The organism is Rhodanobacter sp. C06, from assembly GCF_002001105.1.
Lineage (GTDB): Bacteria > Pseudomonadota > Gammaproteobacteria > Xanthomonadales > Rhodanobacteraceae > Rhodanobacter_A.
In genome coordinates, this window is sequence record NZ_MUNP01000037.1 from 19,574 (window position 1) to 44,869 (window position 25,296).

Annotated in this window: 18 protein-coding genes; 9 read left to right on the top strand and 9 right to left on the bottom strand. The window is 68.9% G+C overall.

The window, feature by feature from the left end; genetic code table 11:
* Window positions 1–11 precede the first annotated feature (11 nt).
* On the top strand, window positions 12–485 hold the full coding sequence (locus tag B0E52_RS05205; protein WP_077482334.1) for a GNAT family N-acetyltransferase: 474 nt from the start codon (window positions 12–14) through the stop codon (window positions 483–485).
* Window positions 486–602: 117 nt separating this feature from the next.
* Here B0E52_RS05205 and B0E52_RS05210 read toward each other — a convergent pair whose 3' ends face one another.
* The 4 genes from B0E52_RS05210 to B0E52_RS05225 all read right to left on the bottom strand — a co-directional run bounded on the left by B0E52_RS05210 (window position 603) and on the right by B0E52_RS05225 (window position 6,846).
* Window positions 603–905 (bottom strand): PepSY domain-containing protein, encoded by a 303-nt coding sequence (locus B0E52_RS05210; RefSeq protein WP_077482335.1) that lies wholly within the window; start codon window positions 903–905, stop codon window positions 603–605.
* 372 nt (window positions 906–1,277) lie between these two features.
* Window positions 1,278–4,361, bottom strand: coding sequence for an efflux RND transporter permease subunit (locus B0E52_RS05215; RefSeq protein ID WP_077482336.1), 3,084 nt, complete (start codon window positions 4,359–4,361; stop codon window positions 1,278–1,280).
* An 11-nt stretch (window positions 4,362–4,372) separates the two neighbouring features.
* Window positions 4,373–5,464, bottom strand: coding sequence for an efflux RND transporter periplasmic adaptor subunit (locus B0E52_RS05220; RefSeq protein ID WP_077482337.1), 1,092 nt, complete (start codon window positions 5,462–5,464; stop codon window positions 4,373–4,375).
* Window positions 5,461–6,846: a TolC family protein gene (locus tag B0E52_RS05225; protein ID WP_077482338.1), complete on the bottom strand. Its 1,386-nt coding sequence runs from the start codon at window positions 6,844–6,846 to the stop codon at window positions 5,461–5,463. The genes B0E52_RS05220 and B0E52_RS05225 overlap by 4 nt, the downstream gene beginning before the upstream one ends.
* A gap of 108 nt (window positions 6,847–6,954) precedes the next feature.
* Here B0E52_RS05225 and B0E52_RS05230 point away from each other — a divergent pair, with 108 nt between their 5' ends.
* Window positions 6,955–8,919 (top strand): CocE/NonD family hydrolase, encoded by a 1,965-nt coding sequence (locus B0E52_RS05230; RefSeq protein ID WP_077482339.1) that lies wholly within the window; start codon window positions 6,955–6,957, stop codon window positions 8,917–8,919.
* Between the two features lie 174 nt (window positions 8,920–9,093).
* Here the strand turns inward: B0E52_RS05230 and B0E52_RS05235 are convergent, their stop codons facing one another.
* Window positions 9,094–9,867 carry a SapC family protein gene (locus tag B0E52_RS05235; RefSeq protein ID WP_077482340.1) on the bottom strand — a complete coding sequence of 258 codons (774 nt, stop codon included), beginning with the start codon at window positions 9,865–9,867 and terminating at the stop codon, window positions 9,094–9,096.
* 416 nt (window positions 9,868–10,283) lie between these two features.
* Between B0E52_RS05235 and B0E52_RS05240 the strand changes: the two genes are divergently transcribed.
* The 5 genes from B0E52_RS05240 to B0E52_RS05260 all read left to right on the top strand — a co-directional run bounded on the left by B0E52_RS05240 (window position 10,284) and on the right by B0E52_RS05260 (window position 14,278).
* Window positions 10,284–10,883: an HNH endonuclease gene (locus tag B0E52_RS05240; RefSeq protein ID WP_077482341.1), complete on the top strand. Its 600-nt coding sequence runs from the start codon at window positions 10,284–10,286 to the stop codon at window positions 10,881–10,883.
* Window positions 10,884–10,964: 81 nt separating this feature from the next.
* Window positions 10,965–12,857: a 1-deoxy-D-xylulose-5-phosphate synthase gene (dxs, locus tag B0E52_RS05245; protein ID WP_077482342.1), complete on the top strand. Its 1,893-nt coding sequence runs from the start codon at window positions 10,965–10,967 to the stop codon at window positions 12,855–12,857.
* A 483-nt stretch (window positions 12,858–13,340) separates the two neighbouring features.
* Window positions 13,341–13,679 (top strand): BON domain-containing protein, encoded by a 339-nt coding sequence (locus B0E52_RS05250; RefSeq protein ID WP_077482343.1) that lies wholly within the window; start codon window positions 13,341–13,343, stop codon window positions 13,677–13,679.
* A gap of 68 nt (window positions 13,680–13,747) precedes the next feature.
* Window positions 13,748–13,945, top strand: coding sequence for a CsbD family protein (locus B0E52_RS05255; protein WP_077482344.1), 198 nt, complete (start codon window positions 13,748–13,750; stop codon window positions 13,943–13,945).
* 168 nt (window positions 13,946–14,113) lie between these two features.
* Window positions 14,114–14,278: a DUF1328 domain-containing protein gene (locus B0E52_RS05260; RefSeq protein ID WP_077482345.1), complete on the top strand. Its 165-nt coding sequence runs from the start codon at window positions 14,114–14,116 to the stop codon at window positions 14,276–14,278.
* A gap of 366 nt (window positions 14,279–14,644) precedes the next feature.
* Here the strand turns inward: B0E52_RS05260 and prmC are convergent, their stop codons facing one another.
* From prmC to B0E52_RS05280, 4 genes are all read right to left on the bottom strand, one after another.
* Window positions 14,645–15,472 (bottom strand): peptide chain release factor N(5)-glutamine methyltransferase, encoded by an 828-nt coding sequence (prmC, locus tag B0E52_RS05265; protein ID WP_077482346.1) that lies wholly within the window; start codon window positions 15,470–15,472, stop codon window positions 14,645–14,647.
* Window positions 15,465–19,592, bottom strand: a complete 4,128-nt coding sequence (locus B0E52_RS05270; RefSeq protein WP_077482347.1) for a hypothetical protein — start codon at window positions 19,590–19,592, stop codon at window positions 15,465–15,467. The genes prmC and B0E52_RS05270 overlap by 8 nt, the downstream gene beginning before the upstream one ends.
* 84 nt (window positions 19,593–19,676) lie before the next feature.
* Complete coding sequence (locus B0E52_RS05275) at window positions 19,677–20,639, bottom strand: hypothetical protein (protein ID WP_077482348.1); 963 nt, start codon at window positions 20,637–20,639, stop codon at window positions 19,677–19,679.
* A gap of 124 nt (window positions 20,640–20,763) precedes the next feature.
* Window positions 20,764–23,445, bottom strand: a complete 2,682-nt coding sequence (locus tag B0E52_RS05280; RefSeq protein WP_077482349.1) for a M1 family metallopeptidase — start codon at window positions 23,443–23,445, stop codon at window positions 20,764–20,766.
* A gap of 165 nt (window positions 23,446–23,610) precedes the next feature.
* Here B0E52_RS05280 and oxyR point away from each other — a divergent pair, with 165 nt between their 5' ends.
* Both oxyR and B0E52_RS05290 read left to right on the top strand, forming a co-directional pair.
* Window positions 23,611–24,591, top strand: coding sequence for a DNA-binding transcriptional regulator OxyR (oxyR, locus tag B0E52_RS05285; protein WP_077482350.1), 981 nt, complete (start codon window positions 23,611–23,613; stop codon window positions 24,589–24,591).
* Between the two features lie 274 nt (window positions 24,592–24,865).
* Window positions 24,866–25,285, top strand: coding sequence for a rubrerythrin family protein (locus tag B0E52_RS05290; protein WP_077482351.1), 420 nt, complete (start codon window positions 24,866–24,868; stop codon window positions 25,283–25,285).
* Window positions 25,286–25,296 lie beyond the last annotated feature (11 nt).

The following is a 25,296-nucleotide window of genomic DNA, read 5'->3' on the forward strand; positions in this document are numbered from 1 at the left end:
CTCCGACGACCATGAGCGAACCGTCCCTGCTGATCCGTCTGGCCGAAGACGACGACGATTTCATCCTGGCCTTGGTGCCGCGTTTCGTGGATTTCCCGCTGCCGTCCTGGCGGCGCCGCCACGAATGCATCGAGGGCATCCGCGACGAGCTGCTGCGCCACCTGGAGGAGCAACCCGCGAACAGCCACCTGTTCGTGGCCGAGGACGCCGACGGCACGCGAGTGGGTTTCATGCACTTGCAGCGCACCGAGGACTTCTTCACCGGACGCAGCAACTGCCACATCTCGGATCTCGCGGTGGTGCCGGCGCACGAGGGCCGCGGCGTGGGCAAGGCATTGCTGGCGCATGCGGAACGGTGGGCGCGCGAGCACCAGTGCCAGCTGGTGACGCTGGCGGTGTTCCCCGGCAACGAGCGCGCACGCAAGGTGTACGAGGCGGCGGGTTTCGGCGCGGACCTGTTGCGGCTGGCGAAGCCGCTGCGCTGAAAGGAACCTCGAAAACCTCTCAACTTGCGTCATTCCGGCGAACAAGTAGCGGTTATTCGAGGCACCCAGAACGGCAGAGACGAACCCGGTGCCGCGCGACGCGGCACCGGAGGGCGGTCAATCGGCGTCGTTGTTGTCCAGCGAGTTTTCCAGCAGCTTGCCCGTCTTCGCGTCCACGCCCACTTCGCGGGTGTCCTTGCCGGACTTGATGTCGAACGAGTAGCGCAGGCCGCTGCCGCCGGCCTCCTTTTCCAGTTCCTGCTTGACCACTTGGCCGGGCACCGCCTGCAGGGCGATCTTGCGCGCCTGGGTCATGCTGATCTTCGCCTGGGCGGCGAGCTGGGCCGGGGTTTCGGCCTGCGCGGCGAACACGAGGCCGCACAGGGCGAACGGCAGGGTGAGGACGATGGACTTGCGCATGGGCTGCTCCTTGGGGGTTGAGAGGTGTCGCCGGCGCGCCGGCGACACGACAACGCTACGCTGCGGTACTTAGGGGAGGCTTGCGGGGAGAGCAAGCAAATCCGAAGGCATTGGTCGCTGGAGGCGGTGTTTGAAGAACGCGATCGGTGCGGTTGCGCTTCGCGCGACATCCTCGATGGAAGCCGTGCAAGTGCTGCCCTCTCCCCAACCCTCTTCCTCGCTCCTCCACGCGGAGAGAGCACAGGGATGTGCTCGGCTCCGGGGAGCGAGGAAAGCAGGGCCATCCATGACCCTTCCCCGCGTCCGCAAGCGGGAGAGGGAGAGGGAGAGGGAGAGGGAGAGGGAGTGATCGTGCCAGCGGGTTCGTGATCTTCAACGATTGGCTATGCGGAGCGATTCAGCTTCGTTGTGCGGCGGGTTCTTTTGTGATTTACGCAGCAATGCGTAAATCACGGGCATCACCAGCAGCACCAGCGGCACCTGCACCAGCATGCCGGCGATGATCGCCACCGCCAGCGGCTGCTGCATCTGCGAGCCCTGGCCGATCGCCAGCGCCAGCGGCAGCAGGGTGAGGATGGCGGCGATGGTGGACATCAGGATCGGCCGCATGCGGTGGTGACCGGCGTAGCGCAGGGCCTCGTGCAGCGGCATGCGCTGCTCGGCGTCGGCCGCCTCGGTGAAGTAGAAGATCGCCAGCTCCGTGACGATGCCCACGATCATCGTCATGCCCATCATTGCCGAGATGTTGAGCTCGATGCCGGTGACCCACAGGCCCACGAACACCGCCGCCATCGCCAGCAGCGGCGCCACCATGATCGCCAGCGCCACGCGGAAGCTCTCGTAGAGGAACAAGAGCAGCGTGAACACCAGCGCGATCGCCGCCAGCATCACGATGCTGAGGTCGTGGAACGCGATCTGCTGCTGCGCGTACAGGCCGCCCAGCTCGTGGTACATGCCCGGCGGCAGCAGGCCCGGCTTGGCCAGCACCTGCTTCACGTCGGCCACGGTGGAGCCGAGGTCGCGGCCCACGATGCGCGCGGTCACTGCCACCATGCGCTTCAAGTTGTCGCGGTTGATTTCCGGCTGGCCCTGCACCGCGCGGATCGTGGCGATCTCGGACAGCGGCAGCACGTGGCCGTCGGGCGCGCGGATCGGCAGCGCCTGCAACTGCTCCAGCTGCGCGCGCGAGTCCGGCGGCAACCACACGCGCACGCCTATCATCTTCGGCCCCTGCGGCAGCTGCGCGGCCACGTTGCCGGCCACCGCGTCGGACACCTGCTGCGCCACCGCCACCGGATCGAGCCCGTACAGGCCGGCCTTGACCGGATCGACCTGCACGTCCAGCGCGTCGCCCGCGGGGTTGATGCCGTTGCGCACCTCGGCCACGCCGTTGACCTTGGCGATCGCCGCGGCCACCTTCTTCGCGGTGGCGTCGAGCTGCGTCTCGTCGTCGCCGTAGAGCTTGATCTCGATCGGCTGCGGCACTTCGGTGAGGTCGCCGATCAGGTCTTCCATCAGCTGCGCGACATCGACATCCAGTCCCGGCACCTGGGCTGCGACCTGTTCGCGGACCTGCTCCATCACCGTGCTGGTCGACGGCCGCGAGCCGCTCTTCAGGCGCACGAAGAAGTCGCCGGTGTTCGCCTCGGTGAGGCCGCCACCGAGCTGCAAGCCGGTACGCCGCGAGTAGGTGTCCACATAGGGATTCGCATGGACGATCGCCTCGACCTGGCGCAGCAGGCGGTCGGTCTCGTCCAGCGAGGTGCCGGGCGGCGAGAGGTAGTCGAGCACGAAGCCGCCCTCGTCCATCTTCGGCATGAAGCCGCTGCCCACCTGGCGGTAGGCCAGCACGCCGACCAGCAGCAACGGGATCACCCCGAGCAACACCAGCACCGGCCGCTGCAGCAGGCGACCCAGCGTGCGTTCGTAACCTGCCAGCATGCGCTGCGAGAAGCGGCCCGGCGGATGCTCCACGGCGTGGCGCTCGTCGATCAGCCACTCGGCCAGCAGCGGCACCGCCACCCAGGTCAGCAGGTAGGAAATCACCAGCGCGCTGGCCATGGTCAGCGACAACGCCCGGAAGAACGCGCCGGTGACGCCGGTGAGGAAGGCCAATGGCAGGAAGATCACGACGGTGGCCGCGCTGGAGCCGGTGAGCGGGCGGGTGAATTCCCACGCCGCGCCGGCGATGCGCTCGCGCACGGGCCCCGTGCCGTCGCGCAACCGGCGCATGATGTGCTCCAGCATCACGATCACGTCGTCGATCAGCAGGCCCACCGCGGCCGCCATGCCGCCCAGCGTCATCATGTTGAAGCTCATGTGCAGCAGGTCGAGCAACAGCACGGTGGTCGCCAGCGTGGCCGGTACCACGATCAGCGCCACCAGGATCACCCGTGCGTTGCGCAGGAACACGAACAGCACCAGGCCCGCCAGCACGATGCCGATCAGGATCGCGTCGCGCACGCTGCCGGCCGCGCCCAGCACCAGCTGGGTCTGGTCGTACCAGTTGGCGATGTGCAGGCCCTTCGGCGCCTGTTGCTGGTAATCGGCCAGGCGCTGCTTCACGTCGCGGGCGATCTGCACGCTGTTGCCGCTGGGCTGCTGGAACACCTGCATCAGCACCGCGTCGTGGCCGTCCGCGGTGGTGCGCACCCATTGCGGTTCGTGGCTCATGGCCACCGTGGCCACGTCCCTGAGGTGCAGCACGCCGTGCGCGTCGGCGCGCAGCACGATGTCGCCCAGCGCCGCCGCCGTCGCCGGCTGGTTGTTCGCCAGCAGCAGGTAGAGCTTGTAGTGATCCTGCAGCCGGCCCATCGCCTGGATGGTGGCGGCGCTCGCCACCGCGTGGTCGAGGTCGGCGAGGGTGAGGCCTTGCGCGCGCAGCTTCGCCGCATCCACGTCCACGTGGAACTCGGCCACGTCGCCGCCCTGCACGTCCACCTGGGCCACGCCGGTGACGCCGGACAGCAGCGGGCGCAGCTGGAACTCGGCGATGTCGCGCAGCTGGGTGGGCGTGAGCGTGTCGGAGCGCAGGCTGTAGGCGAGGATCGGGAACACCGTGGGATCGAGCCGGATCGCCCCCACGTTCACGCCGGGCGGCAGGCGCGGCAGCACCTCGCCGATCGCGGCATCGACGTCGAGCAAGGCGCGGCCCATGTCCGCGCCCCAGTCGAAGCCGATGTTGATCTCGGCGCTGCCGCGGCTGGTGGTGGAACGCACCTCGCGCACGCCGCGCACGCGACGGATCGCCTCCTCCACCGGCCGGGTCACGCTCACCACCATCTGGTCGGCGGGCTGGTCGCCGGCATCCAGCGTCACGCGCACGCGCGGGAACGACACGTTGGGGAACAGCGAGACCGGCAAGTTGAACGCGCCGGCGATGCCGCCAATGGCGAGGATCAAGGCGAGGAACAGCAGCGAACGCCGGTGGCGATGCATCCACTGGGTGATCGTCATCGGTACGGCCGTCACGGCTTGGGCTCGCTCTTGGCCTGGCTGTCCCCTTGGCGCACTGACGCGCCGTCGTCCACCTCGTAGGCGCCCTGCACGATCACCGGCAGCTTCGCGTCCAGCTTGCCGAGTACGCCCACGTTGTCGCCGGCCGACTGGCGCAGTTGCACGTCCACGCGATGCGCCTTGCCGTGATCGAGCTGGAACAGGTAGTCGCCTTGCTCATCGTGCAGCACGGCGGCGCGCGGCACCGCCCAGGCGGTGTAGCTGTCGCTCTGGATGCTGGCCTGCAGCGCGGCGCCAGCCACCAGCGCGGCATCGGCAGCCGCAGGAATCTCGGCCTGCACCGGCAGCAGATGGGTTTGCGGATCGATCGCGCGTCCCACCATGACGAGCTTGCCGGTGAATGCTTTAGCGTCGCCATACACGCCCTGCACGGACACCGGCATGCCCGCACGCAGCGCCGTGCCCGCATCGGGTTGCACGCCCAGTGTGGCGATCAGCGCGTGCGCGGGCATGAAGACCAGCAGCGGCGCATTCGCGGCGAAGCGGTCGCCCAGCGTCACCGACACCGTGGTGACCACGCCGTCGTCCGGCGCCGCCACGGTTTCCTGCGCCGCGCCGCCGCCCAGCGCCTGTTGCGCCGCGAGCGCGGATTGCGCATCGGCCAGCGTCTTGCGCGCGGTGGCGACTTGCGAAGCGGTGGCCAGATGCTGCGCCGCCATTTGCTCGGTGCGCTGCAACTCGCCCTGCGCCAGCGCCGCCGCGCTCTGCGCCTGCTGGTACGCGCTGCGCGCCGCCGGATCGGGCGCCACCGTCAGCAGCGGCTGGCCGCGCTTCACCGTCTGCCCCGCGCTCACCTTGAGCGCGACCACCTGGCCGCCGTGCGCGAGGCTGACCGAGCGCGCGGCATGCGGATCGGCCACCGCGCTGCCCCACGCCGCCACGCTGTCGTGGAAGCTCTGCTGCACCGGCATCGCCGTGGTGACCAGCGCCACGCCCTTGACATCGTCGGCGGCGTTGTCATCGCCGCCGCCCTTGCCGCAGGCGGCCAGCAGCAAGGTCGTGACGGCCAGCGCGGCACAGCGCGCGAGGAAAACCTGTTTCATCGTTTGGACGTCCGTTGCATGACGAAATCCGTGCGGCCCAGCAAGGCCTCCAGCGCGATCGCGGCGGTGGAGCGGGCCTGCCGCAACGCGACCAGGTCCGTGTCGGCGGCCAGCGCGTTGCCACGGATGGCGAGATAGGTGGGCCAGTCGAGCAGGCCGTTCTTCCATGCCTGCTCGGCGGCGTCGCGCGCCGCATCGAGGTGTTGCGCATGCTCGGCCTGTGCCGTCTGCTGCCGGTCCAGCGTGGCGAGATCGGCCACGAGCCGCTGCATGTCGCTGCGCGTGGCCAGCAGGCGCGCGTCGTAGTCGTCCTTCAGCTGCTGGCGGGTGGCGGTCTCGATCGCGATGTTGCCGCGGTTGCGGTCGAACAGCGGCAGCGTGATGCCAATGCTGAAGCCGTTGGTGGTGATGTTGCTGGTGTCACGCGCACGGGTGAGGCCCACGGTGATCGCGGGGAACTGGGCGAGGATGGCGCCGCGCAGCCGCGCCTCCTGCGCGCGATAGCCCGCCTGCAGCGCCAGCAGGTCGGGGCGCCGTTTCGGCAGGTCGGCCAGCGCGGCCGCAAGCTGCGCGGTGTCGGGATCGACCTCGTACGGCGCGCCCACCAGATCCAGCGGAGCGCTTGGCGCGAGGCCCAGCAGCTGGCGCAGGTCGCTTTCGGCCTGGTGCAGCGCCACCGCGTTGTCGCCCGCGCGCTTGCGCGCGTCGGCCATCGCGTTGAGCCCCGCACTGGCGCTGTCGTAGTTGAGATTGCCGGCGGCGAGCGCCGCCTGCACTGCCTGGTCCACCGGCGCCAAGGCGTGCTGCTCGGCGTCCAGCGCGACCTGCTGCGCGCGCAGGCTCCGCACCTGGTCGAACAGCAGGCGCGCCTGCGCGATGGTCTGCCATTCCGCCCACAGCAGGTCGAGGTTCACCTGCTCGGCCTGCGCGTTCGCCGCGTGCTTGCGCGAGGAGCGCAGCAGCAGCGCGCTCACGTCCTCGCTGAGGCCGAGGTTGTAGGCCTTGGTCAGGCCACCGCCGGAGTTGTGCGGAAAGTCCGCGCCGAAACTCAGCTGCGGATCGGGCAGCAAGCCCGCGGCGAAGGCCTGTGCGCGGGCGATGCCCAGCGCATCGCGCTGCAGCTTCAGGTCGGGACTGTTCGCCACCGCCAGCATCGCCACCTCGGTGACGTCGAGGCCATCGGCAGGATCGAAGCGGTGCGTGGCCAGTGCCGGCACCGGCATCGCGCTGGCCGGCACGCTGAGCTGCGTGGCGCTGGCGGCGCCTTCGCCCTGGCCCAGCGGCAGCGGATGGTAGGTGGCGCAGGCGCACAACAGCGTGGCCACGGCTGTCGTCAACAGCCCGGCGCGAGCGAATGGCGGTAGCCGAGCGTCGAGGATCATGAACACAGCTTGCCGGGGCGCGCTTAGCGCTTTCTTATCGTGGTCGCGCGGAACCACTCGCAGTAAGCAGTAAGCTGGGCCGGCCGTCCTCCAGGGGAGTCGATCGCCATGACATCACACCGTATCACTGCGGGGCTGCGGACTGCGCTGCTCGCCTTGCTGATCGCCGCCAGCGGCGCGCTGCCCGCGCAGGATGCGCCGCAGGCCAAGTACCCCGACTACCCCAGCGAGACGCCGGCCAGCTTCAAGCCGGCCACCGGCAGCTTCGACTACGTCGAGCGCGACGTGATGATCACCATGCGCGACGGCGTGAAGCTCAACACCGTGATCCTGGTCCCGAAGGGCGCGCAGCACGCCGGCATCGTGCTCACCCGCACGCCCTACGACGCCCACCAGCTCACCCACAACTTCATGAGCGGCCACCTCGAACCGCTGCTGCAGGGCTACGACAACGCGGCCGACGTGATCGTCGAGGACGGCTACATCCGCGTGATCCAGGACATCCGCGGCAAGTACGGCTCCGAGGGCGACTACGTGATGAACCGGCCGGTGCACGGCCCGCTCAACCCCACCCCGGTGGACGACGCCACCGACACGTACGACACGATCGACTGGCTGGTGAAGAACATTCCCGAGTCGAACGGGCGCGTCGCCACCATCGGCATCTCCTACGACGGCTTCGAACCACTGATGTCGCTGGTGCATCCGCATCCCGCGCTGAAGGCCGCGGTGCCGATGAACCCGATGGTCGACGGCTGGATGGGCGACGACTGGTTCCACCACGGCGCCTTCCGCGAGCAGAACCTCAGCTACATCTACGAGCAGGAGGCCACCCGCGACAACACCGCGAAGTGGTGGACGAATTACCACGACGAGTACGACCTATTCATGCACTACGGCTCCGCCGGCGCGATGGGCAACGCCTACGGCATGCAGCAATTGGGCTTCTGGAACAAGATCCTCGCCCATCCTGCCTACGACGCGTTCTGGCAGCAGCAGGCGGTGGACAAGGTGCTGGCCGCGCAACCGCTCACCGTGCCGGTGATGCTGGTGCACAGCCTGTGGGACCAGGAGGACATCTACGGCGCGCTGGCCGTCTATCGCGCGATCAAGCCGAAGGACACGAGCGGCGACATGGTGAAGCTGGTGATGGGCCCGTGGCACCACGGCCAGGAGATCGAGGAAGGCAGCTCGCTGGGCGCGATCCGCTTCGGCAGCGACACCGCGAAGTATTTCCGCGAACACATCCTGCGCTCGTTCCTGGCGCAGTACCTCAAGGATGGCGCGCCGAAGGCCGGCCTCGCCCCGGTCACCGCGTTCCAGACCGGCACCGACCGCTGGCAGCGGTTGGACCGCTGGCCGCTGTCATGTGATGGCGGCTGTCCCGACAAGAGCCGTGCGCTGTACCTGGAGCCCGGCATGCAGCTCGGCTTCGACGCATCCGCAGGCGGCAACACTTACGACGAATACGTCTCCGATCCCGCGCATCCGGTGCCGTTCCGCGCGCGGCCGATCCAGCCGATCGGCTACGACCACGGCCTCACCTGGTCCGAGTGGCTGGTGGACGACCAGCGCGAGGCTTCCGGCCGCACCGACGTGCTCAGCTACGAAACCGCGCCGCTGACCGCGCCGCTGGCCATCGCCGGCGTGCCGGTGGTGCACCTGGTCGCCTCCACCAGCGGCAGCGACAGCGACTGGGTGGTGAAACTGATCGACGTCTATCCCGACCAGGTGGCCGAGCAGCCGGAGATGGGTGGCTACCAGCTCGCGGTGGCGATGGACATCTTCCGCGGCCGCTACCGCAACGGCTGGGACAAGCCCGAGGCGCTGACGCCCAACCAGCCGCTGGCCTACCGCTTCGACCTGCCCGCTGCCAACCATGTGTTCCTGCCCGGCCACCGCATCATGGTGCAGGTGCAATCGAGCTGGTTCCCGCTGTACGACCGCAATCCGCAGACCTTCGTGCCGAACATCTTCCTGGCCAAGCCGGCGGACTACGTGAAGGCCACCCAGCGCGTCTACCACGCACCCGGCGAAGCCAGCTACATCGCGTTGCCGGTAGCGGGGCGCTGAGACTCCCCCAGTAGGTGCCTGCGCGAATTCAAGTCACCCGACTTCGTTGCTCAAGCGAGCGCCGGTGATGCTCGCGGCAGCTCGATGCCGTGGAAACGCACCGGGCGGCCTCAAAAGAGAACGCCGCGACGGTTCCCCGTCGCGGCGTTTTCCGATCACGAAACGCTGCTTGCCTCAGTTGCGGGGAGCGCCCGCCTCGGCCTGCTCGCGCTCGCCCAGGCGCTGGCCCAGGCGGTCGATGTTGTTGAGCGACAGCAGGTGCGCGTAGATCCAGCCGAGCACGCCCTCGCGCAGGAACTCCTGGGCGGTCTTCTCGTCGAGCTGGCGCAGCTTCTCCTCGTTCACCACGAACAGGCCGTTGAGGTTGATCACGTGGCCGTCCGCGCTGTCCGGCGCGCCCTTGCGCAGGCTCATGTTGCGGGCTTCGAGCAGGTTGTGCTTGCGCAGCTGGTCCATGAACCAGCGGGTGCGCGCCACGTGCTGCTGGAACTCGCCAAGGAAACCCACGGCACGGCTCAGCAGCTCGGTGTCGCTGCCGTCCTCGTTGAACAGGCGGTCGCCCTCGGCGCCGAAGCCTTCGTAGCCCTCGTCGAGGAACACGGCGAAGTCGTCGCCTTCCTGGCCGGCCGGCTTCTCGGCCAGCACGAACGGATAGCGGCGCACGAAGGCGGGGATGTAGACGTTCGGCGCCCACTGGCCCTCGGCGTCGACGAACAGGTTCTCGTTCTGGCGCAGGCCCAGCAGCGCCACCGGGCCGGCATCGGCGAGCTCGTTGCCGGCGAACACGATCGGCAGGTCGCGCGCGGCCAGGCCGAACTCCACGCCGGTCAGCGGCACGGAATGCGCGCCCAGCGCGAACTTCATGTTCGGGATCGGCTTCAGGCGCAGATCCTTGTGGTCGTTGCGGTTGAGCGGCACCGGGCGCTCGTAGAAAAGAACTTCAGCCACGTGATTTACCTCTGCCCCGCCGTGCCGGGGTTGCCACCATCGGCTTCCCCTCCCAAACCCGGCGTCGGGTCTACAGATGAACAACCACTATATCAGCGCCCGTGCCCGTCCGCGAATCCCCGGCACGGGATCTATCTGATTGACCGCAAAGAGTTTCGCCTGCGCACCATCCACAAATGTGTTCTATGCTGCAGCGCATAAGGGAGCGTGGGCGGCAAAAGCCGCTCGGGCTGCAAAGCTCGCTGGGCGGTCCATATTTCCGCCGTTTCTTGGCCCACAGAACCACTATGGGCCGGCGAATCGGCGAAAATCTGTCCTCGCGCAGCAAGCTTTTCGCCTCGATCGTTTCTGCCGCACACACTCCTGGCACCGTTGCATGGCCGCAGCGCTCTTTCTGGTGAGGAAGGACGAACCGCATGCTGATGGAAGTCACGAACCGGGCCGACCTGTATTCGACCCGCGTGCTGTCGCTGGACGCCGCCGGCCGCATCCTGGACTGGATCAGCTGGCAGGACGCCGTGTGCCTCTACGTGCGCGGCGCAGTGGCCTGGACGCTGGGCGATCCCTGCCTCACCGTGCACGGTGGCCACAACCGCATGCTGGGCGCGCAGAGCCGGCTTGACCTGCATCCCATCGTGGCCAGCACCGGCCACTGCCACGAGCACGCGATCGACCCCGCCCCCGCGCTCACCAACACCGCGCTGTTTGCCCGCGATCGCCACCTGTGCCTGTATTGCGGCGAGCACTTCAACCGCGGCGAGCTGACCCGCGACCACGTGCAGCCGGTATCGAAGGGCGGCCGCGACGAATGGGAGAACGTGGTCAGCGCCTGCCTTGCCTGCAATCTCAGGAAGGGCAGCCGCACCCCGCAGCAGGCGCACATGCCGCTGCTGGCCGTACCCTACCGGCCGAGCTGGGTGGAGCACCTGATCCTGTCCAACCGCAACATCCTGGCCGACCAGATGGAATTCCTGGTCAGCCACCTGCCGCGCGACCGGCGTCCGCAAGCCGCTTGACGGGGCGATGGCGCCCACGCGCCCGGGTTGCGCCCGGCCCCCGCCCTTGCCGCGCCCCGCCGCTGGCTCAACAATACGCGGATGAAAGATCCTGCACGTTATCCCCATCTGGCGGCCATCGAGGCGCCGGCCGACCTGCGCCGTGTCCCCGACGAGGAATTGCCCGCTGTCGCCGACGAGCTGCGGCAGTACCTGATCGAGGCCGTGGCCAGCTCCGGCGGTCACTTCGGCGCGGGGCTGGGCGTGGTGGAACTCACCGTGGCGTTGCACCACGTGTTCGATACGCCCACCGACCGCCTGGTGTGGGACGTGGGCCACCAGTGCTACCCGCACAAGATCCTCACCGGCCGGCGCGAGCGCATCACCACGATCAAGAAGAAGGACGGCCTCGCACCGTTCCCGCGCCGCGAGGAGAGCGAGTACGACACGTTCGGCGTCGGCCACTCCTCCACCTCGATCTCCGCCGCGCTGGGCATGGCGATCGCCGCGCAGCGCAAGGGCGACCCGCGCAAGGTCGTGGCGGTGATCGGCGACGGCGCGATGACCGCCGGCATGGCGTTCGAGGCACTGAACCACGGCGGCGATGTCGAGCCGAACATGCTGGTGGTGTTCAACGACAACGGCATGTCGATCAGCGAGAACGTAGGCGCGATGACCAAGATGATGTCGCGTGCGCTGGCCAGCCGCCGGCTCAATGCGGTGCGCGAGCGCGCCAAGCGGGCGATCCCGAAGCAGTCCTTCGTGGGCCGTTTCGTCAAACGCTGGGAGGAACACGCCAAGGGCATGTTCGTGCCGAGCACGCTGTTCGAAGAGCTGGGCTTCCACTACACCGGCCCCATCGACGGCCACAACATCCCGCAGCTGCTGGCCGCGCTGCGCACGGTGAAGAACCTGCCCGGCCCGCAGCTGCTGCACGTGATCACCACCAAGGGCAAGGGCTACGCCCCGGCCGAAGAGGCGCAGATCGAGTACCACGCGGTGGGCCCGTTCGATCCGCAGGCCGGCCTGGTCAAGAAAAACGCGCCGGCCAGGCCGACCTACACCGACATCTTCAGCGACTGGCTGTGCGACCAGGCCGCCGCCGACGAGCGCCTGCTCGGCATCACCCCGGCGATGCGCGAAGGCTCGGGCCTGGTGCGCTTCTCGAAGGAATACCCCGAGCGCTACTTCGACGTGGCGATCGCCGAGCAGCACGCGGTGACGCTGGCCGCGGGCATGGCCTGCGAAGGTGCCAAGCCGGTGGTGGCGATCTACTCCACCTTCCTGCAGCGCGCCTACGACCAGGCGATCCACGACGTGGCGCTGCAGAATCTCGACGTCACCTTCGCGATCGACCGCGCCGGCGTGGTCGGCCCCGATGGCGCCACCCACGCGGGCAGCTTCGACCTGAGCTTCCTGCGCTGCCTGCCGAACTTCGTGATCATGGCGCCGGCCGACGAGAACGAATGCCGGCAGATGCTCTCGACCGGCTTCCAGCATGCCGGCCCCGCCGCGATCCGCTATCCGCGCGGCACCGGCCCCGGCATCGCGATCCGCCCGCAACTCGATACCTTGCCGATCGGCAAGGCCGAGCTGCGCCGCCGCGGCCACGGCCTGGCCCTGCTCAGTTTCGGCGCGATGCTGGCGCCCGCCGCGGTGATCGCCGGCGAGTTGGACGCCACCCTGGTCAACATGCGTTTCGTGAAGCCGCTGGACGAGGCGCTGATCGTGGAACTGGCGAAGAGCCACGACGCCTTCGTGACGCTGGAAGACAACGCCATCGCCGGCGGCGCCGGCAGCGCGGTGGCCGAATGCCTCGCCGCGCACGGCATCGTCAAGCCGATCCTGCACTTGGGCCTGCCGGACGTTTATCTGGAACATGGCAGCCGCGAGGAAGTCCTCAGCATGGCCGGCCTCGACCTGCCCGGCATCCGCCACGCGATCCACGTGCGCTTCCCGCAACTCGCCGGCAGCAACCTCGCCAGCGCGGGTTAGCGGCACGGCACCCGCGGCTGCGTCCTCCGCGGACACACGACCTGGCAACGACAATGACGACGGCACATATCACGCGCCGCCGCATGCCGATGCGCGCCCTGCACCAAGCTCGACGACAACGGACGCAAGCCCGGGGACAGCATGACTCATCCGCTGGATGACGCCGCACGACGCGAGCCAGCCTCAGCAGGTCCGCGGGGCGACCGCGCTCATGAGTCCGATTCGGCCACGAAGCATTCACGTGGATTAACGCGGGCGGACCGCGGCTTTAATCCAAGCTGACCGAAATCGCGGCCGTTCACGGTCACCTCACCGGTCCCCGCCTATCACTGTATCCGCCTTCGCTCGCCGCGCACGCATGCCGGATCGACGCGAAGGCGCCAGCAATCTGCCGGCCCTCGTCATCGACTCGAAATCGACTCGCGGCATCGAACCGATGCCCGCAACGAGGGGCCGCCCCCTTCCCAATTGCCGGAGGCACTGATGAAAACCATGACCAGCCTGACCACACTCGCCCTTGCCGCGGCCCTTGGCCTTGGCAGCCTCGCCTCCCCGGCGCAAGCCCAGACAGCCTCGAGCAGCGAGCACTCGTCGAGCATGGGGCAAGCCGGCAGTGATGCTTGGATCACCACCAAGGTGAAGACGGAACTGGCCACTACCAAGGGCGTGTCGAGCACCGACATTTCCGTCCAGACCGTCGATGGCGTGGTGACCCTGACCGGCGTGCTTCCCACCAAGGTTGCGGTGAAGAAGGCAGTCGCCGCGGCCCAGAGCATCAAGGGCGTCAAGAGCGTGGATGACTCCGGCCTCAAGGTGAAGTGACCCACCACGCCGCGGCACCGTTTGCTGGCAGTCCGCCAGTTTCCCCCTCCCCACCGAGAGAGACCGACATGAATGAAGATCGCATCAAGGGACAGTGGAAGCAGCTCCACGGCAAGCTCAAGGCGCGCTGGGGCAAATTGACCGACGACGACCTGAAAATCGCCGATGGCACCACCGAATATCTCGCCGGCAAACTGCAGGAACGCTACGGCATCGCCAGGGACGAGGCGCAGAAGCAGATCAAGGAATTCGACCGCAACCTGTAAGTACATCCTGGCCGCCGGGAGCGGAGGGACCCGCTCCTGGCGGCAGCGTGCAAATGCAGGACCGCCTCCGCGACAGCATCAGGCATGCCCAAGGATGCATCGGCTCGCCGCTGCCGCATCACCGAGCGCAACTGGATACCGGTTTGCGCCCCAACATGGGAGAAACCCATGCTCTACTACGCCATTGTCTTTCTGATCATCGCACTGGTTGCCGGTTTCTTCGGGTTTTTCGGCATCGCCGGCCTCGCCGCGAGCATCGCCAAGATCCTGTTCGTCGTCTTCATCATCCTGTTCATCGTGTCGCTGATCTTCGGGCGCCGCCGGCCACTCTGACGGGAGCGGTTCAGTCCTTGCGATTCGCCGCCCCGACGAATCGCGGAAAGCCGCCGTGTCCGGCATGCAACCGGAGCGGCGGCTTTCGCATGCCGCAATCTTTCCGCTGAAAATGCCAGGAGGTGGCGGCGATCCGCCGGCGCAATCCGCCGGCATTCCAGCTGTAGTGCGCGCTTTGACTGTAGCCACGCCGGCATCACGACCCTGCCTGCGCGCTACCCATCCCGGTCGCCGCATCCGGGCGCAAGACCAAGGCGTGCACGATCACGGAAAGCGCATCATCGACGCATGATCCATCGCCGTCGCACGGGCAACGATCGCCGGCCCGGCCAGACCCCGCGCGGCCAAAGGTGCACTCGTCCGGGATCATTCGCCGGTTTTTCCGCCGCTCACCCGATCGCGCGCTTCCAGGTCCTGCGCGGTGAACACCTGCGCATAACCTGCCTCGCGCAACAGCGCGCGAGCGGCATCGCCCTGGTTCCAGCCGTGCTCGAACAGCAGCCAGCCGCCGGCTTCGAGGTGTGCCGGGGCGTCGGCGATGATGCGGCGGATGTCATCGAGACCGTCGGCACCGGAGGCCAGCGCCGCGGCCGGTTCGTAACGCAAGTCGCCCCGTGCGAGATGCGGATCGGCCGCCTCGATGTAAGGCGGGTTGGACACGATCAGCGCGAAGCGCTCGCCCGCCAGCGGCGCCAGCCAGTCGCCTTGGACGAAACGCACGTTGCCGAAGCCCTGCCGTTGCGCGTTGCGACGCGCCACCGCGAGCGCATCCGCGCTCGCATCCGTGGCGACGACCTGCGCCTGCGGACGCTCGCTGGCGATCGCCAGCGCGATCGCGCCGCTGCCGGTACCCAGGTCTGCCACGCGACAAGCCATGTCGCGTGGCAGACGTTCCAGCGCCAGTTCCACCAGCAGTTCGGTCTCCGGGCGCGGGATCAGCGTGGCCGGTGTCACTTCCAGCTCCAGCGTCCAGAAGCCGCGCCGCCCGGTGAGATAGGCCACCGGCTCGCCGGCTGCACGGCGCGCGACCAGCGCCTCGAAGGTCGCCTGGACGTCCGTATCCAGCGCATCGTCGGCATGCGCGAACAGCCAGCTGCGCAGCTGTCCGAGCACGTGCAGCAGCAGCGCTTCGGCATCGGCGCGTTCGCCAAGTCGCGCCGTGGCGGCGACCAGCAGGGTGCGCACGTCAGCCACGTGGCGCCTCCCCCGGCGAGGGCGGCAGCGGCGGCGGTGGCGGTGGCGTCACCGATTTCGGCTCGCTTCGATGCCAGTAACCGCCGTGCGTCCATGCGCCGAAGGCCCACTGCAGCCAGCCGATCAGCGCGAACGCCAGCCACAGCGCCCATGCCAGCATCGCGAGCTTGTACCACCACAGTGACACGCTGAGCACGCCGCTCACGGGCAGCGCGCCGCCGCTCTGGTCGGCGAACCAGCGCAGCCGCCAGGCGTCGGAGCCGTTGCCGGCCACGTGCATGTCCGGCACGCCGAGCAGGCCCTTGGGCACCGCGGCCACCAGCACGAGCAGCGCCAGCACGGTAAGCAGTGCCAGCCCGAGCTGCGCGAGGTTGAAGCCTTTCGCTCGCAGCCGCTCCGGTGGCGTCCAGCGCGCGCGCAGGCCGAGCAGGATCAGCCACGCCGCCACCAGCGCATACGCACCCCACGCGAACGCGGAGAAGCCCAGGCCCAGCAGCAGCCAGTGGCGGTAGCGCAGCGGCGTGGGCGCGTAACGCGCCAGCAGCCAGGCGACCAGTAGCAACACCACGAGCTGCGACCAGTACAGCACCGCCGGACCGGTGGTCGGTCCCCAGGTCCACAGCACCCAGCGGTCCTGCGGCAGATCCAGCTCGGTGGCGATGTTCGCCACCGGCGCCTCCAGCGCGAACGCTGGCGTGCGCGTGCGCGCAGCGATGCCGTGCGGCTCGCGCAGGCGCACGCGGTAGTCGTGTTCACTGGGCAGCAGCGGCAGGCCGAGCTTGCCGTTGCGCACGGCGAGGTTCAGCGGCTCGCCGTCGCGGCCGGCCTCCAGCAGTTCGGCGCCGGCCGGCAGCGTGATCGCGTGCTCGCCGCCGCGCGTGCTGCGCGCCGTGAGCGCGAGCGTGGTTTCGGTGCTGCGCTCACCCACTTTGCTTTGCACGACCACGTTGTCGAAGGCGAGGCTGCCGCCGCCGACCGCGACCGGCTGGCTGAAACCGAGTTGCAGGGTTTCGCCGGGCAGCGGCTGGAAGCGCAGGCCCGCGTCGCTGGCGCTGGTCGGCACGCCTTGCGCATCGACGTGCCACATCGGCGCGGCGACGATTTCCCAGACTTCGACGCGCTCGCCCAGCGCGGGCGCCCTGAGCGCGAGCTTCGCCGCGTGATCCAGCCGGCTCGTCCAGCGCACGGTGTCGCTGCCTGCGTTGAAGGTGACGTCGATGCGGCCGCTCTTCACCAGCGCGCCATCGCCCTGCGGATGTTCGCCGGGCAGCAGCGGCAGGCTGAGGCTGAAGCCGCCATTCGCGGGGGCGATGCGTTCGACCGTGTTTTCCACTCGCCAGTCCACGCCCAGCAGCAGGCGGCGGGTAAGCCGCACGTAGGGCGGGAAGTCCTGCGCGGCCACCGCCGGGCCGCCGTTGTCGGCGACGCGCACGCGTTGCAGCGCGAGGCTGTCGCCCAGCATGCGTCCGCCGTCCACGCCATCGAGCGACCAGCCCTGCCCGTTGAAGGCCACCCGCTGCGGGCGCAACGCGAAGCGCAGGCTGGCGCTGTCCACCGTGCCGATGCGGTAGCGCAGGCCGATGCGATGCACGCCGCGGTCGAGGCGCAGCAGCGCATCGTCGTCGCGGACCAGCGCGGCGGGATGCCCGTCCACGCTGGCATCGAGCAGTTGCAGCGCGGCGTCGGGCTGCGGCAGCGGCAACGCCACGGTGGCACCCGCGGCCACCTCCAGCGCCACGTCCAGCGTGTCGCCGCTGGCCTGCAGTTGCGCCTGCGCCACGCTGGCGCAGTCTGGCGCGCACTTTGGCGCTTCGGTGAGGCGGGCCTTCAACTGATCCAGCAGTTGTTGATTCGGCAAGCTCTGCGCGTGCGAAATCGAAGGCAGCAGCGCGACGGCGAGCAGCAGCGCACCGGCCACACCGGCGCCGCGTGCAGCGGTCCAAGGCAGGCGCCACGGGCGCAGGCTGGCGAGCAGTTTCGCCAGCAACGCCGCCAGCAAGGCGACCATCGCCACGCGCAACAGCCGCACCAGCCAGCGCGGCGCGATCAGCAAGCGCGTGGTTTGCTCCGCAGTCACCGGGCCGGACCAGCCGAGTTGGTAGTCGTTGCCTTGATCCCAGCCCGGCGTGCCCGCGCCGGCCTGGATCGTGCTGCGGCTGTCGAAGTCGTCGAGGCCGGGACTTTGCAACGCCGTCGCAGTCACGACAACGGAAGAAAGATATTGCTCATTGGTGCGTACGCGTGGCGCCGGCTGCGCCGGAGCCGCAGGCTCAGCCAGCACCACCGAAGGCGGCGCGGGTGGCGCAGGTGGTGGTGGCGGCACGGCGTTGCTGGAAGCCAACTCCGCCTGTGGTCGCACTTCCTGCTTGAGTCCCGGGTTATGCATCGCATCCGCAAATTGCACGTATATGGATGCCCCGCCCTCCAACTGCGGATGCAGGGCGTACTGCAATTGCCGCGCAGCGAACGGCAGGCTCCACAGCACGGCGAGCGCGAACACCGCGATGGCAGCGCCGCGCGCCGCGACACGCAGGCGCCCATCCGGCAAGGCGCGCAGCAGCAGCGCCAGCAGCAACACCACGGCCAGCGTCCACAGTGGCGCGCCGCTTTCATGGCGGCCCAGCGCGAGATAAAGCGCCGCCAGCAAGGCCCAGCGCCAACCGAGCAGACGGCCGGCCAGCAAAGCGACCAGCGCGAGCACGAACAGGTCGAGCAGGCTCCATTGCGCCACCCAGGTATCCGGCGCGCGATCCGCGCCGGGCGCCGCGATCAGGCGATAGCCGAACGGCAGGTGCAGGCTGGCGCTGATGCCTTCCAGCGGCAGTCGCCAGCCGGAACTGGGGATCGCGCCACCGTGTACGGGCAAGCGCAGGCCAGCGTCGAGATCGAGTTTGCGCGTGCGCAGTTCGACACCGCTGCGGCCGTCGCTGCCCTTGCTGACCAGCAGCGGCGTGCCGCCTTCGCTGGCGCGTTGCAGTTGCCACGGCGCGGTCACGTCCAGCCGCTGGTGGTGGCGCAGTTCGCCGCTGAGATGATCGGCCGTGCGCAAGCCGCCGCCGTCGAAGTCCAGCCACATCTCGCGTTGCAGATGGATCTGGTCGCCCTTGCCGCCTTCGTCGCCGCGTGCGCCGGCGGTGATGGTCAGGCCCGAGCCGTCGTTCAGCGCGAACGCGGGCAGGTCGCTCCAGTCGCCGGGCACGCCGGCCTGCGCGGCGTCGATGCCCTGCCCTTCCGCGCGGCTGCCGCGCAGCGCGGGGTCGTCGCGGTAGCTCCAGATTTCCTGCCGCGGCCAAGGCGCGGCGGGCAGTTTCAGCGCCACCTTTTCCAGCGGCGCAATGGCGCGCGCCGTCAACGTCAGCAGCCAGTGTCCCGGCCGCAGCTGCACGCGCAGGCGGCCGTCGCTTTCAAGCTTGGCCGGCAGGTCGCCGGACAGCGCGGCGGCGACGAAGCCCGCGGGCAAGGCCGGGCCCAGCACCACTTCGCGCGCGCTGCCGGCCACGTCGAGTTGCAGCTGCGTCAGCAGCATCGCAGGCAGGCCGTCGCCAAGCTCGCGATAGACGCGCAGCGACAAGGCATCGGCGACGCGCTGCGCGGCGGCGGCTTCGCCCAGGGTGAGTTCGTCGCCGTTGCGCTCGACGCGCGCCACCGCCGCGCCGTCCAGGCTGAGCGCGACGAGGCCGATTTCCGTGGGCACGCGCAGGCGTGCGGGCCGCTCCGACCACGGCAGCGTGCCGCGCAACTGGTAGTCACCGGGCGCCAGCCACAGCATCGGCTGGTCGTCGTGCTGCAGCACCACGGCAGGCTGGTTGTTCGAGGTCACCGCCTGCGGCCAGGCGTGTTCGTCGCCCGGCAGCGCCACCCAGCCGGGCGCGTCCACGTGTACGTCCAGGCTGAAGGTCGCGCCGTCCTTGCCGGCATCCAGCGCCAGCCGGCCGGGCCAGGCGCACTGGTAGCTGTCCGCGCCCGGCGACTGGTTGGCGAGGAACGGGCAAGCATGCTGCGGCACGTCGTGCAGCACCCAGCCCTGCCAGTCGCGCAAGGGCGGCGGTACGTCCTGCGCCGGCAATGGCGCGGCCAGCAGCAGGCACAGACCCAGCAGTGCTATCTGTCGAGCAAGCATGCGTTTCTCCCTGGATGCCGCGCGGCCGGCAACAACAAGTAGAACATGCCACCCGCATACCGCGGAACGGCCCGGTCGCTCGGCTCAGTCCGACACCGCCAGCACGCACTCGTCGGCGCCGAAGCTGCGGCAGCAGACCGGGAGGACCGACAGGCTGCGCCGCGCCAGGGCCGGCACTAGCAGGCCTTCGAGGAAGCCACCATAGAAGCCGCAACCGGAATGGCCGTCCCCGGCGCACAACGCGCTGTGCCGGATATGCAGCTGGCCATCCTGCAGCTCCGCCTCGGCGAAGGCATGCAGCGCCGGCACGGCGAGGGCGGAAAGTGCGGCGGCTAGCGCGAGTCCGGTGTCCAGCGAATATTCGCGCGCGAACACCCACGCGCCCACGCGCTGGCCGGCCAGTTGCAGCGTGGCGGCGCGCGCCCCCGGCTGCACGCCACGATCCAGCGCCAGCAGGCGCGGCAGGATGCGCGGGTATTCCTGCTCCAGCGCTGCCAGCGCTTGTTCGACTGCTGCCTCGTCGGCCGCCAGCTCCGGCAGTTCGACGTAGGGTTCGGGCTCCGGCTCGGTCGGTGCGGGCGGCGGCGCGGGACGGCGGATCACCAGTTCCTCGAAGGTCTCCGTTTCCGGTGCGGGCTGCGGAGCCGCCGCGATGGCGACTCCGGCCTCCGCGCTCACGGCCGGCGCGGGCGCGGCATCCTGCTCCGGAACGGGTGCCGGAACGGGTGGCGGCTCGGGTGGCGGCGCCGGCGGCGGCACGTAGCCGCTGGTGACCTTGCTGGTGGCGGCGAAATGCGTGCGCACCTCGCCCTCGACGGCGGGCGCCAGTTCGAAGCTGATGAGCCGGTCGCAACCTTCCAGCGCCTGGCGCAACGCGCGCTTTTTGAACCACGAGCCACGCACCACCATGCTCAGCAGCGTGCCATGGGGGTCTTGCGCCAGGCGCTGCCGCAGCAGGGTGAAGCCATTCGCGGCCGCCAGGCGGCCAACCTCGATGAGCAGGCCCTCGCGTTGCAGCGCGAGCGCCTGGATTTCCAGCTCGATCATCCGTCCCCCTGTAGACGATGTCGGTGCGTTGAATTTCCGCCCATGCTACGACTTGCGTCGGCGGGCCACCACAAACGACAAGCCCCGCCGCAGCGGGGCTTGTCGCATCCATGACTCAAACCGATCAGCGCAGGATCGAAGCCGGCTCCTGCTTGGCCTGCAGCGCCGCGCACAGCTCGATAGCCTCGGTGGTTTGCGCCAGGCCGCGCGAGATGCCGGCGGCATCGTTCATGCGCGGCTTGAAGAACGCCTGCACGCGCTGCGCCTCGGCGCTGGAGCAGCCGCCGCCCGCGGCCAGCATCGGCAGGTAGCCGCCGGCGAAGCTGCCGGTGCGCTTGAGGATCTGCGGGTAGTGGCCGGCGAACCAGCTCCACATCGCGTCGCGCTGGGCCTCGGTGTCGCGACCCGAGCGCAGCAGCGAGGCCATCTCGCCCACCTTGACCGGCTTGCTGATCGCGAAGTCGCGTACCTGCTCGGCGAGCGCGGGGTCCTCGACGCTGGCCAGGCCGCCGAGAATGCCGTTGCGCAGTGCCGGATCGCTGGTCTGCGGCAGTTCGGCGATCAGCGCATCGACCGCACTCTTGCCCTGGGTCTGCACCGCCACGCCCAGCGCGTCGCCGAGCAGGTCGGGGTTCGCGGCCGCGAGGTCGAGGCGACCGTCGGCCTTCTTTTTCAGCGCCGCCTCACCCTGCTGGAGCAGGGCCGCACGCACCGCGGGCAGTTTGTAGTCGAAGGCCAGCGTGGCGGCGAGCGTGCTGCGCAGGAGCGCATCGTCCTCCGACTCGCCAGCCTTGCGCTGGTAGCCCAGCGCTTCGAGCTTCGGCAGGTAGGCGGCCTTCACCCAGTCCGCGACGCGGGCGCGCTGGACATCGGTCTTCGCCACGTGATGGTAGATCCAGCTCACGCGTCCCAGCGGTGCGGTGAACACCTGGCTCGTCTTCGACTGGGTGAGCGGCTTCAGCGCGGCGAGCACTTGGCCGGCATCGAGATCGCCATGCTGGAAGCTGGCGCCGATCGCGTCGGCATAGGCCAGCTGCTCGGCATCGCTGAGCTTGGCGACCTCTTTCACCAGCGCGGCCAGCTCGCCCTTGTCGAGGCTGAAGCGGTAGTAGCCGGCGGCGTTCGCGTTCGGCATCACCCAGGTCGGGTTGCTGGCGCCGGCCAGCACGATGGAGCCGGTCGCCTTGTCGAGCATGTCGCAGGCCACCTTGCTTCCGTCAGCAGTGCCATAGCGCACGCACACCGGCACGCCCCAGATGCGCGAGGCATCGCCATGGCTGCCCAGCGGCAGGTAGCGGCTCTGCTTCAGTTCCAGCACGGTCTGGCCGTTCCTGTGCTCCAGCTTCGTCTGCACGTAGGGCACGCCGGACTGGTCGAGGAAGCTCTTGAACGCGTGCTTGAACGCGTCGCCCTTACCCGCCGCGGTGGCGATCGCGTTGACGAGATCATCCGCGGTGGCGTTGCCGAACTTGTGCGCCTGGATGTAGGCGCGCATGCCCTTCTGGAACGTCTTGTCGCCCACGTAGTTCTCGAACATGCCGATGACGGCGGCGCCCTTTTGGTAGGTGATGCCGTCGAACGCGGTCTCGATGTCGCCGTTGCCGGTGATCGGCTGGCGGATCTTGCGCGCGCTGACCAGGCTGTCGTTGCCCATCGCGCCCTGCGCGCCGCGCACGCGGTCGAGGTCGGCGCGGTATTCGGGATGCACTTCCTCGGTGACTTTCTGCTGCATCCAGGTGGCGAAGGCCTCGTTGAGCCAGATGTCGTTCCACCAGGCCAGCGTCACGGTGTCGCCGGTCCACTGGTGGGCCAGCTCGTGCGCGGTGACGTTGAAGGAGCCACGCACGTTGCGCGCCGGCGAATCCTTGTCGAGCAGCAGCAGCCAGTCGCGGAACGTGACCAGGCCCGCGTTCTCCATCGCGCCGGCGGCGAAGTCCGGCGCCGCGAGCACGTCCAGCTTGTCCCACGGATAGCCGAAGCCGTAGTAGTTCTCCAGCGCGTGGATGATGCTCGGCGTCTCGGAGATCACGTGGCTCATGCGATGCGCCTCGCCGGCGGCGGCGATGCCGCGCAGCGGCAGCGGCTTGCTGCGGTAGGCGTCGGGCGAGATTTCCGCGGTCGGCGTGATGTCCCACGGGCCCACGGCGAACGCCACCAGATAGGTCGGCAGCGGCAAGGTCGGCGCGAAGTTCACCGTCTTCCAGCCCTTGCCCGCCGGCTTCTCGCTTACCAGTTGCGTGTTCGCCACCGCGGTGTCGCCTTCCGGCAAGGTGATCGAGATGTCGAACGGCGTCTTGAAGCCGGGCTCATCGAAGCTCGGGAAGGCGTAGCGCGCGCTGATCGGTTCCATCTGCGTCATCGCGTAGGGCTGGCCCTTGGCGGTGACCTTGTACAGGCCCTGCAACTGCGCGTTGAGCGGCGCGGTGTACTCGAACTTCAGCGTGATCTCGCCGGCCGGCAGCGTGCTGCCGAAATCCACGCGCACCACGCCCGCCTTCGAATCGGCTTCCACGTACTTCGCGTCATGCGTCTTGCCCGCGGCGTCGGTCACCGTCACCTTCGACACCGTAAGCGAAGCGCCGTCCAGCCACACGTGGTCGGAGGCCTTGGCCAGCTTCACCTTGATCGTGGTGGTGCCGGAGAAGTCGGTTTGCGCCGGATCCACCTTGAACGCGATCTGGTAGGACTGCGGCACCGCCCAGGACGGCAGGCGGCCCGTGGGTGCCTGGTCGGCACCGGCGGCGAACGCCAGGCCGCAGCCGGTGGCCAGCGCGGTGAACAGGAGAGGACGGACAAGACGACGCATGAGGGGTTCCCCGGGTGTGTACAGGAACCCGTCACGCTAGGCGGCACATGACTTTCCACACAGTGCCATAAGGCATGTCGACGCCGGCGCGGCGCGCGCGCTTGCGTCAAGCGGCTCAATCACTACTATGGGCTTTCATAGTTCACGTCTATGATGGGGCTCGTCATGAACCTGCGCGACCTGCACTACCTGGTGGCCCTCGCCGAGCAGCGCCATTTCGGCCGCGCGGCGGAGGCCTGCTTCGTCAGCCAGCCCACCCTGTCCACCCAGATCAAGAAGCTGGAGGAGGAACTGGGCGTGGCGCTGGTGGAGCGCACGCCGCGCAAGGTGCTGCTCACCGACGTGGGCCGCGAGATCGTGGCGCGCGCGCGCGACGTGCTGAACGAGGTGGAGCAGATCAAGGGCATCGCGCGGCGCACGCTGGATCCCGAATCCGGCACGGTGCGGCTGGGCATCTTCCCCACGCTGGGCCCCTACCTGCTGCCGCACGTGGTGCCGCGGGTGCGCGAGCGCTTCCCGCGGCTGGAACTGCTGCTGGTGGAGGAGAAGACCGAGGAAGTGCTGCGCCGCCTGCGCGAAGGCCGGCTGGACGCCGGCATTCTCGCCCTGCCGGTGCACGAGGACAGCCTGCATGCGGAATTCCTGTTCGAGGAGCCGTTCGTGCTCGCGGTGCCGCAATCGCATCCGCTGGCGCGGCGTCCCTCGCTGAAGCTGGCCGACCTTGGCGACCAGAGCCTGCTGCTGCTGGAGGACGGCCACTGCCTGCGCGACCAGGCGCTGGAGGTCTGCCACCTCGCCGGCGCGGGCGAGAGGAGCGGCTTCCGCGCCACCAGCCTGGAGACGCTGCGCCAGATGGTGGCCGCCGACGTGGGCATCACCTTGCTGCCCACGCTGGCGGTGAAGCCGCCGGTGGCGCAGGCGCCGAACGTGCAGCTGATCGAGTTTCGCGGCAGCCATCCACCGAGCCGGCGCATCGCGATGCTGTGGCGCAAGAGCTCGGCGATGGGCGGCTTCCTCAAGCAGCTTGCCGGCGTGTTCCGCGAACTGCCCAAAGGCCTGCTCGATCCGCACGACGCAGCCACGCCGGCGGCCGCGACGGCCACGCCCACGAAGCCGCGTCGCGATAGTCCGAAACGATCGTCCTGATAAGCACAATCAATTTCAACGAATCCTCCCGCAGCGCTAGGCTCGGAACGTAGCGACCGCTCTGGAGCGTGGGCGGTAGAAACCAAGCGGGCGAGGCAAAGTCGTTTTGAGGCAGATTTCGTGACGGCTTGCAGGCCCATAGTGGTTCTATGGGCCAAAAGCCGGCGCGGAAGATGCCCAAAACGGCGCAGCCGCAGCCGCTTGTGTTTCTGCCGCCCATGCTCCTTGGGCCGCTCCGCATTGCCCTCCCAGCCCGACGCCACGAGGTGATGTCATGAGCAAGCTGAAAGGCTCGAAAACCGAGCAGAGTCTGAAAGACGCGTTTGCCGGCGAATCCATGGCCAACCGCCGTTACCTCTACTTCGCCGCCAAGGCGGACGTGGAGGGCTACAACGACGTTTCCGCCGTGTTCCGTTCCACCGCCGAAGGCGAGACCGGCCACGCCCATGGCCACCTCGAATACCTGGAACAGTGCGGCGACCCCGCCACCGGCCTGCCGTTCGGCGAGACCCACGCCAACCTCAAGAGCGCGATCGCCGGCGAGACCCACGAGTACACCGACATGTACCCGGGCATGGCCAAGACCGCGCGCGACGAAGGTTTCGATGAGGTGGCCGACTGGTTCGAGACCCTGGCCAAGGCCGAGCGCTCGCATGCGAACCGCTTCACCAAGGCGCTGGGCGAAATGGGCTGAGCCGCCTGCCG

Coding starts and splice junctions, on each gene's coding strand:
- oxyR (WP_077482350.1), top strand. CDS start 23,611: ATGAACCTGCGCGACCTGCACTACCTGGTGGCCCTCGCCGAGCAGCGC.
- B0E52_RS05220 (WP_077482337.1), bottom strand. CDS start 5,464: ATGAAACAGGTTTTCCTCGCGCGCTGTGCCGCGCTGGCCGTCACGACC.
- B0E52_RS05225 (WP_077482338.1), bottom strand. CDS start 6,846: ATGATCCTCGACGCTCGGCTACCGCCATTCGCTCGCGCCGGGCTGTTG.
- dxs (WP_077482342.1), top strand. CDS start 10,965: ATGAAAGATCCTGCACGTTATCCCCATCTGGCGGCCATCGAGGCGCCG.
- B0E52_RS05280 (WP_077482349.1), bottom strand. CDS start 23,445: ATGCGTCGTCTTGTCCGTCCTCTCCTGTTCACCGCGCTGGCCACCGGC.
- B0E52_RS05290 (WP_077482351.1), top strand. CDS start 24,866: ATGAGCAAGCTGAAAGGCTCGAAAACCGAGCAGAGTCTGAAAGACGCG.
- B0E52_RS05240 (WP_077482341.1), top strand. CDS start 10,284: ATGCTGATGGAAGTCACGAACCGGGCCGACCTGTATTCGACCCGCGTG.
- B0E52_RS05250 (WP_077482343.1), top strand. CDS start 13,341: ATGAAAACCATGACCAGCCTGACCACACTCGCCCTTGCCGCGGCCCTT.
- B0E52_RS05210 (WP_077482335.1), bottom strand. CDS start 905: ATGCGCAAGTCCATCGTCCTCACCCTGCCGTTCGCCCTGTGCGGCCTC.
- B0E52_RS05260 (WP_077482345.1), top strand. CDS start 14,114: ATGCTCTACTACGCCATTGTCTTTCTGATCATCGCACTGGTTGCCGGT.
- B0E52_RS05215 (WP_077482336.1), bottom strand. CDS start 4,361: ATGACGATCACCCAGTGGATGCATCGCCACCGGCGTTCGCTGCTGTTC.
- B0E52_RS05255 (WP_077482344.1), top strand. CDS start 13,748: ATGAATGAAGATCGCATCAAGGGACAGTGGAAGCAGCTCCACGGCAAG.
- B0E52_RS05205 (WP_077482334.1), top strand. CDS start 12: ATGAGCGAACCGTCCCTGCTGATCCGTCTGGCCGAAGACGACGACGAT.
- B0E52_RS05230 (WP_077482339.1), top strand. CDS start 6,955: ATGACATCACACCGTATCACTGCGGGGCTGCGGACTGCGCTGCTCGCC.
- B0E52_RS05270 (WP_077482347.1), bottom strand. CDS start 19,592: ATGCTTGCTCGACAGATAGCACTGCTGGGTCTGTGCCTGCTGCTGGCC.
- B0E52_RS05275 (WP_077482348.1), bottom strand. CDS start 20,639: ATGATCGAGCTGGAAATCCAGGCGCTCGCGCTGCAACGCGAGGGCCTG.